The organism is Acinetobacter lwoffii (assembly GCF_024129355.1).
Classification (GTDB): Bacteria; Pseudomonadota; Gammaproteobacteria; order Pseudomonadales; family Moraxellaceae; genus Acinetobacter; species Acinetobacter lwoffii_I.
In genome coordinates, this window is record NZ_JAMXXP010000013.1 from 65,763 (window position 1) to 72,892 (window position 7,130).

At 35.9% G+C, this 7,130-nt stretch carries 7 protein-coding genes and 1 pseudogene; 4 read left to right on the top strand and 4 right to left on the bottom strand.

What is annotated here, in order from left to right; all coding sequences use genetic code 11:
- The first annotated feature begins 134 nt into the window (after nt 1-134).
- From NI468_RS08580 to NI468_RS08590, 3 genes are all read left to right on the top strand, one after another.
- On the top strand, nt 135-1,274 hold the full coding sequence (locus tag NI468_RS08580) for a catalase family protein (protein ID WP_253101371.1): 1,140 nt from the start codon (nt 135-137) through the stop codon (nt 1,272-1,274).
- A 159-nt stretch (nt 1,275-1,433) separates the two neighbouring features.
- On the top strand, nt 1,434-2,645 hold the full coding sequence (locus tag NI468_RS08585) for an alpha/beta fold hydrolase (protein ID WP_420909029.1): 1,212 nt from the start codon (nt 1,434-1,436) through the stop codon (nt 2,643-2,645).
- Between the two features lie 225 nt (nt 2,646-2,870).
- On the top strand, nt 2,871-3,506 hold the full coding sequence (locus NI468_RS08590) for an SOS response-associated peptidase (RefSeq protein ID WP_253101376.1): 636 nt from the start codon (nt 2,871-2,873) through the stop codon (nt 3,504-3,506).
- Between the two features lie 41 nt (nt 3,507-3,547).
- On the opposite strand, the gene NI468_RS08595 is transcribed toward NI468_RS08590, so the two are convergent.
- Nucleotides 3,548-3,694, bottom strand: a complete 147-nt coding sequence (locus NI468_RS08595) for a hypothetical protein (protein ID WP_004646799.1) — start codon at nt 3,692-3,694, stop codon at nt 3,548-3,550.
- 1,606 nt (nt 3,695-5,300) lie between these two features.
- On the opposite strand from NI468_RS08595, the gene NI468_RS08605 reads away from it, so the two are divergent.
- Nucleotides 5,301-5,642, top strand: coding sequence for a hypothetical protein (locus tag NI468_RS08605; RefSeq protein ID WP_005107130.1), 342 nt, complete (start codon nt 5,301-5,303; stop codon nt 5,640-5,642).
- A 105-nt stretch (nt 5,643-5,747) separates the two neighbouring features.
- Here NI468_RS08605 and NI468_RS08610 read toward each other — a convergent pair whose 3' ends face one another.
- From NI468_RS08610 to NI468_RS08620, 3 genes and pseudogenes are all read right to left on the bottom strand, one after another.
- Nucleotides 5,748-6,035, bottom strand: a complete 288-nt coding sequence (locus NI468_RS08610; protein ID WP_253101378.1) for a hypothetical protein — start codon at nt 6,033-6,035, stop codon at nt 5,748-5,750.
- Between the two features lie 622 nt (nt 6,036-6,657).
- Nucleotides 6,658-6,888, bottom strand: coding sequence for a hypothetical protein (locus tag NI468_RS08615; protein ID WP_004280185.1), 231 nt, complete (start codon nt 6,886-6,888; stop codon nt 6,658-6,660).
- Nucleotides 6,889-7,039: 151 nt separating this feature from the next.
- Nucleotides 7,040-7,130 (bottom strand): annotated as a pseudogene (locus NI468_RS08620) (IS5/IS1182 family transposase); the annotation flags it as partial.

The window sequence follows — 7,130 nt, forward strand, 5'->3', positions numbered from 1 at the left end:
TGGACTTAAAATCTGAAGATCTATAATTACACAGACATTATCATTATTTTATGGCTAAAGTATGTCCAAAGAATTTTCAGATCATAGGCTAAAAAATTAAAACTAACTCTAGCTTTATAGCAAGGAGAAAATCAATGCCTAACTTTATAAGACCTATATGCTCGGGTCTAGTTTTCCCCTCTCTAATGGCAATAAGTATTTGTAGTACTGCATATGCTAATGCTTCCCCTATAAACTCTAACTCTTCAAAAGATAATATTCATCCCCATATAGATCCTCATTTAAGTGAAAGTCTTTATCCTGATAAAGCAAACATAACTGAAAAAATCGCAGATATAATTGAGCTATCGATTCGGAAAGAGTATTCCACAGGTATCGCGCTACGTGATGCCCATCCCAAAGCACACGGTTGTGTACGTGCAGAATTCAAAGTAGATGAAGCTCTTCCCAAAAACTTGGCTCAAGGTGTTTTTCTTCCTGGAAAAACATATCAAGCCTGGATTCGTTTCTCTAATGGTTCTAAAGATGCCCAACAAGCAGATATTAAAAAAGATGCCCGTGGCATGGCGATAAAACTTTTGGCAGTACCGGGAGAAAAACTTTTAGATGATGAAACCTCTACTCAAGATTTCATTATGATCAATCATCCTGTTTTTTTTGTGAATGATCCAGTCCGATATATGTCATTTATGCAAGATATAAATAGCGATAGATTTTTCAATAAGCTCCATATTCCTTTTGCATTAGGAGCTAAAGGAACCTGGATTGCCTTAAATACCAGGAATAAAATTTCTAATCCTTTGCAAACTAGATATTGGTCTATGGTGCCCTATCAATTAGGAATAGGCACTGATCGTCAAGCTGTAAAATATTCAGCTCAAGCATGTTCGACAGTGATAGATCCTCTTCCACATGCTCCCCATCATAATTTTCTAAGAGAAAACCTGCGCAAACATTTGCAAAAAAGTGAAGCATGTATGGAGTTTCTGGTACAGCCTAGAACATCAAACAGCATGTCGGTCGAAGATTCCATGACTGAATGGCAAGAAAGCCAAGCACCTTTCTATAAGGTCGCAACTATCCGGATTCCTCAGCAAGTTTTTGATACACCTGAACAAAACAAGTTCTGTGAAAACCTTTCCTTTACACCATGGCATACCCTACCGGAGCACAAACCTCTGGGAGTAATAAACCGAATGCGAAAAGTGATTTATGATCGTATTAGTCAGCTTAGACATGATTTGAATTCTACTCACAGATCAGAACCACATTAAAATATAAGTGCTTATATGAAGTTGTTAGTTAGACTAAAATAACCTGTTGTACTGCTCATTCGCCTTAACTTAAAAGCTTTAGTTTACAAACTTTGTGCAGAGTTAATTTAGAAACATAAATAAAGCTGCTACATTAAAAATGACATTATAAAAAGGAAAATGGTTTCAGTGATGAAAATTAAACCTCCTATTATTAAATTGATCATGAGTTGTTTATGTTTAGGCTCAACATATACAATGGCCTCTCCTCTGCCCGATAACAGCAAAATCCAACCATCTAATATTTCGGAAAAAATACCGGGTACAATATTATCTATACAAGAACAAAATACTGATCTGTTTACGAATGCCTCACAACGTTTCTTAATCAATTATCGCAGTCGTGGCACAAAATCCGAGCCCATCGTCACTTCAGGCTATATCTTGTTACCTAAAGGCAAACTCCCTGAAGATGGATGGCCTGTTCTGGCTTGGGCGCATGGTACAACTGGCGTTGCTGATACATGTGCACCCTCTGGCGATTATGTGGGTGGGCCAGTCCATGTCTATCAGCAAATCGCTGCTAAGGCATTGAATGCCTGGCTCGCTCGCGGCTATGCAGTCGTTGCACCTGATTATCAAGGCTTAGGCACTCCGGGCGGTCATCCTTATATGAATGCGCGAAGCCAGTTGCATACTGTCGTTGATGCTGTACGAGCGATCCACCATTTAAAGCCTTATAACTTTAGTAAAAATTGGTATGTTATGGGTCATAGTCAAGGAGGTGCAGCATCTCTTAAAGTTGCAGCGGCCGGTCAAAAAGATGCGCCTGAATTTGATCTTCGCGGAGCAATTGCACTGGCGCCGGGCGGTTATCAATATGAAGGAATCGCTGAATATGTTGCCAGAAATTCGCAAATCACGACTGATGTCGCCGCATTTTTTCCAATTGTGCTTTTAGGAGCAGAAGCTGCAGATCCGATGCTTGCTCCAGCAAATTTAGTGAGCCCAGAAATGGGAGAAATTCTTAATCATGCACGCAGTCGCTGTTTGTCAGAATTACAATCGGACCTAAAACAAGCACCTAAAACTGTCTTTAAATCAAACATAAATTTGGCACCTTTGACCAATTATTTAAAAGAACAGTCTATTGAGAATATGACACCGACTGTGCCGGTTCTGCTGGTACAAGGCGAGAAAGATCAACTGGTCGATTATCGTGGTACTTATGCTTTCTACCAGCAGGTATGTACAAAGCAGAAATCTATCGCCTTCCATCTCGTCAAAAATGGAGATCATCGTGATTCCTTAAGACAGAGTGAATTTCTGATTGAAAACTTTATCCATTCAGTTGAACAAGGAAAAGCTTTGAGCACTTGCCCTACAAAATAACCCGGCGAGCTTTTATATTTAATCATTAAAAACTCAAATATTTTAATCTTCATATTTATAGAATAGTTCTTTAAAGGGCACTATTCTATAAAGAGGATAAACTAATATTAATCCGTATTTTTACTTTCTGTTAAAACTACATTTACGATTTCGAATTGTTTTGAGCCCATCATTTTTATACCTTAATTCTTTAGCAGACAATAATTAGAATGAAAGAGGTTATTTATGTGCTCGAACTATGAATTCCCCTCAAAAAAACTTCTTTCCTTATTAGATATTCATGAAGATCAACTCGAACTGGAAATGAAAACGCATGTTTATCCTTTAGCACCTGCGCCAATCATTATGCGCGGTGCTGACGAGTTTGAACTGGATATCGCACGTTTCGGACTGATTCCAGCTTGGGCGAAAGAATTGAAATATGGCCGGCATACTTATAATGCACGAACTGAAACAGTGGCATCCAAACCGAGTTTTCGACATGCCTGGAAAAACAACCAGTTTGCTTTAGTACCTATCGATACATTCTTTGAACCTAAATATATAGATGGCAAACCGCACTGGTTTGGCATTTCACGTGAAGATGGCAATCCTTTTACCGTGGCGGCGATTTATGATGACGCACACATTGATGGTGAAAAAATCAGATCATTTTCGATGCTGACTATAAATTCAGATCACCATCCCTTTATGAAACAGTTCCATGACCCGAATGATGAAAAACGCTCGATTATTGTAATTCCCGAAGCATCACGACATGACTGGTTGCACTGCGATCATGAACAAGCCCATGAATTTTTCTTTGAAATGAAAGATGAGTTTATTGCAAAGCCTAGAGATCAACGCTTATTGGGAAATTAAAAAGCCCTAAACCAAGTTAGGGCTTAGTCCATGTGAAAAAGCTATTTTTGCTCTCTCAATGGATTTTCCGGTTCTGCATTGGGTTTTTTCTCTGGTTTGACATGCTTATAAGATGCCTGATTACCTTTATCGTCATTCGATTCTTTATGGGGATTTGATTCTTGCTCTTGCTCTGGCTTATTTGTCATATGCATCTCCTTCATATATCTATTAAGAGATAAATATGACATCTACTACTAAACATCAATGTTATTTATGTTGCACATTCAGTTTTTTTAAAAGACAAACTTTCCTTCAAGTGCTCTTTTACATTTCACAATTCCTGAAGTCCATCTGAGCAAATAAGCTGTTCAGCCTGATCGTAGATGGTACAGCAAAGAATATGAATTCGCGTGCGAGCCGATATCGAATACATGAAATTTTCTAAGCTTATCCACTGCCGGAAAAAGTCTTTTCATTTCAGTAAAACCTTTAGGATGCTTGGCCTTAATCAGTCAATCCCCACCAGCTAATGCAGTTTCAGCCTGTGGCCTCTTTTGAATTGCTTCAAGAATTCGAGCATGGGTGATCACACGCATAAATTTTATTGTATTCCAGTTCTAAGCAGCTAAGAATTTATCAAAACGTAATCCTATTGAAATGATTCTTTTATAAAGTATTCCTTGTGAGAAATTATGTTTAGATCCAAAAATTTCATCAGTAAAGAAAAACCCCGCCAACTGATGATTGAACGGGGATTGATCTTCATTAAGATGTCTGATGATTTGGCACATTATTCAATATTTTTCAAGCAATCACGACACTGTTTGACCTCATCATGGTCACACGTGTAGTTAATTTCAGTCGCACCATGAAGACCAAATAAACAAAATATAAATTGCATCATGTTTTTCTCCTGAGTGTAAAAAGCCCGATCTACAATCAAGCTTTATTGCTTTAAATATAGAATGACTCAATACAAAATGATTGGATCAGTGATCTAGAACAACTTCAGTACTCAGCTCTGTTTAACCTTTCATCAGTAAAATTGAAGCTTTGGGACTAAGTTCGTACAGGCTCTTCAGCTTGAGTCGTCTGATCCTTTTTACAATGATCACTTTTACAATGCTTGCTGCTCATCATCTGACACATTTTTTCTTTGCAAGATTTAAAACAACAGCCGACCATCACGCCCATGCCAAATGTGCATATACATCTCATCATAGCTTTGTCCTGTCTTTTCGTGAAAAGAGATATATAAATAACATCTATTCATGTATCTCTCCTGAGGAAATTTTCAGGCTTTATGTTGTGTATGAAAACTTATGTGAAAGAGAATGAGCAAAAAATACAATCAGCAAAGAAAAAACCAGATTTAATATGGAAAAGAAAAAGCCTGTTTAACTCTCCTAAATTAAACAGGCCTTATAATGTGCTGATTTTTAATTATTTTCATTAAGTTCTTAGAATGACGCCAAGATATCACTAGCCATGCAGCCGATCTGTGTAGGATATATAGATGCAATGTTTCAAAATATGAAAAAACCATTACTTTTGTTAATTAAATGACTGTAATTTATCCAAAAATATTTTTAATGAGAAAATAAGATTACTAAATAACCAAAACCCAAGAAGAATTGCTAAACCTATAAGTGAGAATGGGTTAATTTAGATTTTTAGAAGAAAATTCCTTATTTCAGTTAATATCGGATGTTATGAATGTTCAATGTCTCATAAAGTTTATAGATCATTGCTTTCTTTTTAGTCTTTTCTCTCTATAATTTTTCATATGAGCAATAACAATATTTTGGCAGCATGAAAAATCGCATACTAATTACTTTATTGATGAGTCTGGCAATAAGCGGCTGCCAAAAACAGCAAGCAGAGAATTCAGCCGAGGCTGCTGCAAATATTAAAGCGCAGTTTGAACAATCAGATAATCAACTCAGTGCTTATCTGGACAAACTCGACTCTTCAACAATTAGTCTGGAAGAAAGAACACGCATCCTGTGTGAACAATATCCTAAAGAATATAAAAATAACTACATGCCTGCTCTGCTAAAACTTGCTCCCAAGGAATATACAGAAAAAGAGTTGCTCACCGACCTAGACAATGCCTTGAATTTCTACAAGCTAAAAGCCAATATTCAGTGTTGATCTATGTTCAGTCTAATTGTGAAATGAAATTTATAAAAAACCGCCTGATTCAGGCGGTTTTTTTATGAAGAGCGTATATCTTAAAAAGAATTAACGCTGTGGTTTTCACTGATCTTGTTGATTACGTGAACGTTGTTGCTGTTGGTTACTGTTTTGCTGTGGCTGTTGTTGCTGTTGGCCTTGCTGGTTTTGTTGCTGATTGCGCTGCGGCTGCTGTTGTTGCTGCTGGTCGCGCTGTTGCTGATTATGTTGACCATCTTGTGGCTGTTGTTGTTGCTGGTTATTTTGTTGCTGATTTGGGTTTTGCTGGTTGTTTTGTTGACGCTGCTGATCTTGATTTTGCTGTTGCTGTTGTTGCTGTTTCTGTTGGTCTTGCTGTTGATTATTAGCCATGGTGGTATTCCTTACTATTTGCTTTAAATTAAAAGCCGATAGGTTTCGACTTAATATCTACTCTACGCATTTTTCAGATTTCGCCAACCTTTAACCTGTTACAGATTAATTCAATGTAAAAAATAGTAAGATAAGTACTTGAAGTGGAGATTAATGCGCAACATAAATTACCTGATATAATGCAACAGAAACATAATGAAAGACTTTATAGGTCAAAAATTTATTATCCAATAAAAGGAATAAATTAAGTCCTATTTCATATATAGGAAAATTTTTAATAAAATTTAAAAAGCGTTATTAAACAGAACCACTTAATAACTATACTATTGATATTTATAAATATATAAAAATAAATCTAAATCTTCTATATTTTTAAAAAATTAAATAAAACATTAAAAATACAATTCTTTTTTAATATTATTAACTGTGAAGAAATACGATACTTAACATGACCTCACCAATAAAACTTAAGCTGTTTCGAATTTACCTTGACTTTAATTCAAATATTTTTACTTATTATTTTGGTATAAACTTAGATCAAATCATTGTTTGTAAATATATTTATTAATCTATTTATAATAAATAAGCCTCTTTAAAAGAGGCTTATTCTATTCAATCTTTATTAGATATTGACTACTTTGACGATAATCGTTTGAGTATCTTCCTGCTCTTCGGCCAGATGCAAACGTTTAAGCTCTTTGCTTTTTACTTTGAACTGTAAGTTCTGATAAGAAATTGTGCTTGGTATCTGATCAAAATATTGACCATCAGCGTCAATTTCTTCCTGAAATAATGGTGTACCCAATTGATAGTCAAGACTTTTTAAGACTACATATTTTACTGTGGTTTTCATTCCAACACCCTACTTTCACTAAGCACTTTATTTTTATTTTTACCACTGTTCCGCCTGAGAAGAAACCTCTATTTTTGAAAATAGCCCAAGCTTTAACCATTCAGATTTTGCGATCAGATCAACATGAAATTACACTAGGGTCTGTTGACACTTACTGTTCATAATTAACCCTATAAAGGTAGCCATAAAAATATACAGGCTAAAGCAACAGAACTTTGATAATTTCTTTTGAGCTTGTCATA

Bases quoted from the DNA above. Each gene is read 5' to 3' on its own strand.
- NI468_RS08580 (WP_253101371.1), top strand. From the start codon at position 135: ATGCCTAACTTTATAAGACCTATATGCTCGGGTCTAGTTTTCCCCTCT.
- NI468_RS08585 (WP_420909029.1), top strand. From the start codon at position 1,434: ATGGTTTCAGTGATGAAAATTAAACCTCCTATTATTAAATTGATCATG.
- NI468_RS08590 (WP_253101376.1), top strand. From the start codon at position 2,871: ATGTGCTCGAACTATGAATTCCCCTCAAAAAAACTTCTTTCCTTATTA.
- NI468_RS08610 (WP_253101378.1), bottom strand. From the start codon at position 6,035: ATGGCTAATAATCAACAGCAAGACCAACAGAAACAGCAACAACAGCAA.
- NI468_RS08615 (WP_004280185.1), bottom strand. From the start codon at position 6,888: ATGAAAACCACAGTAAAATATGTAGTCTTAAAAAGTCTTGACTATCAA.
- NI468_RS08605 (WP_005107130.1), top strand. From the start codon at position 5,301: ATGAAAAATCGCATACTAATTACTTTATTGATGAGTCTGGCAATAAGC.
- NI468_RS08595 (WP_004646799.1), bottom strand. From the start codon at position 3,694: ATGACAAATAAGCCAGAGCAAGAGCAAGAATCAAATCCCCATAAAGAA.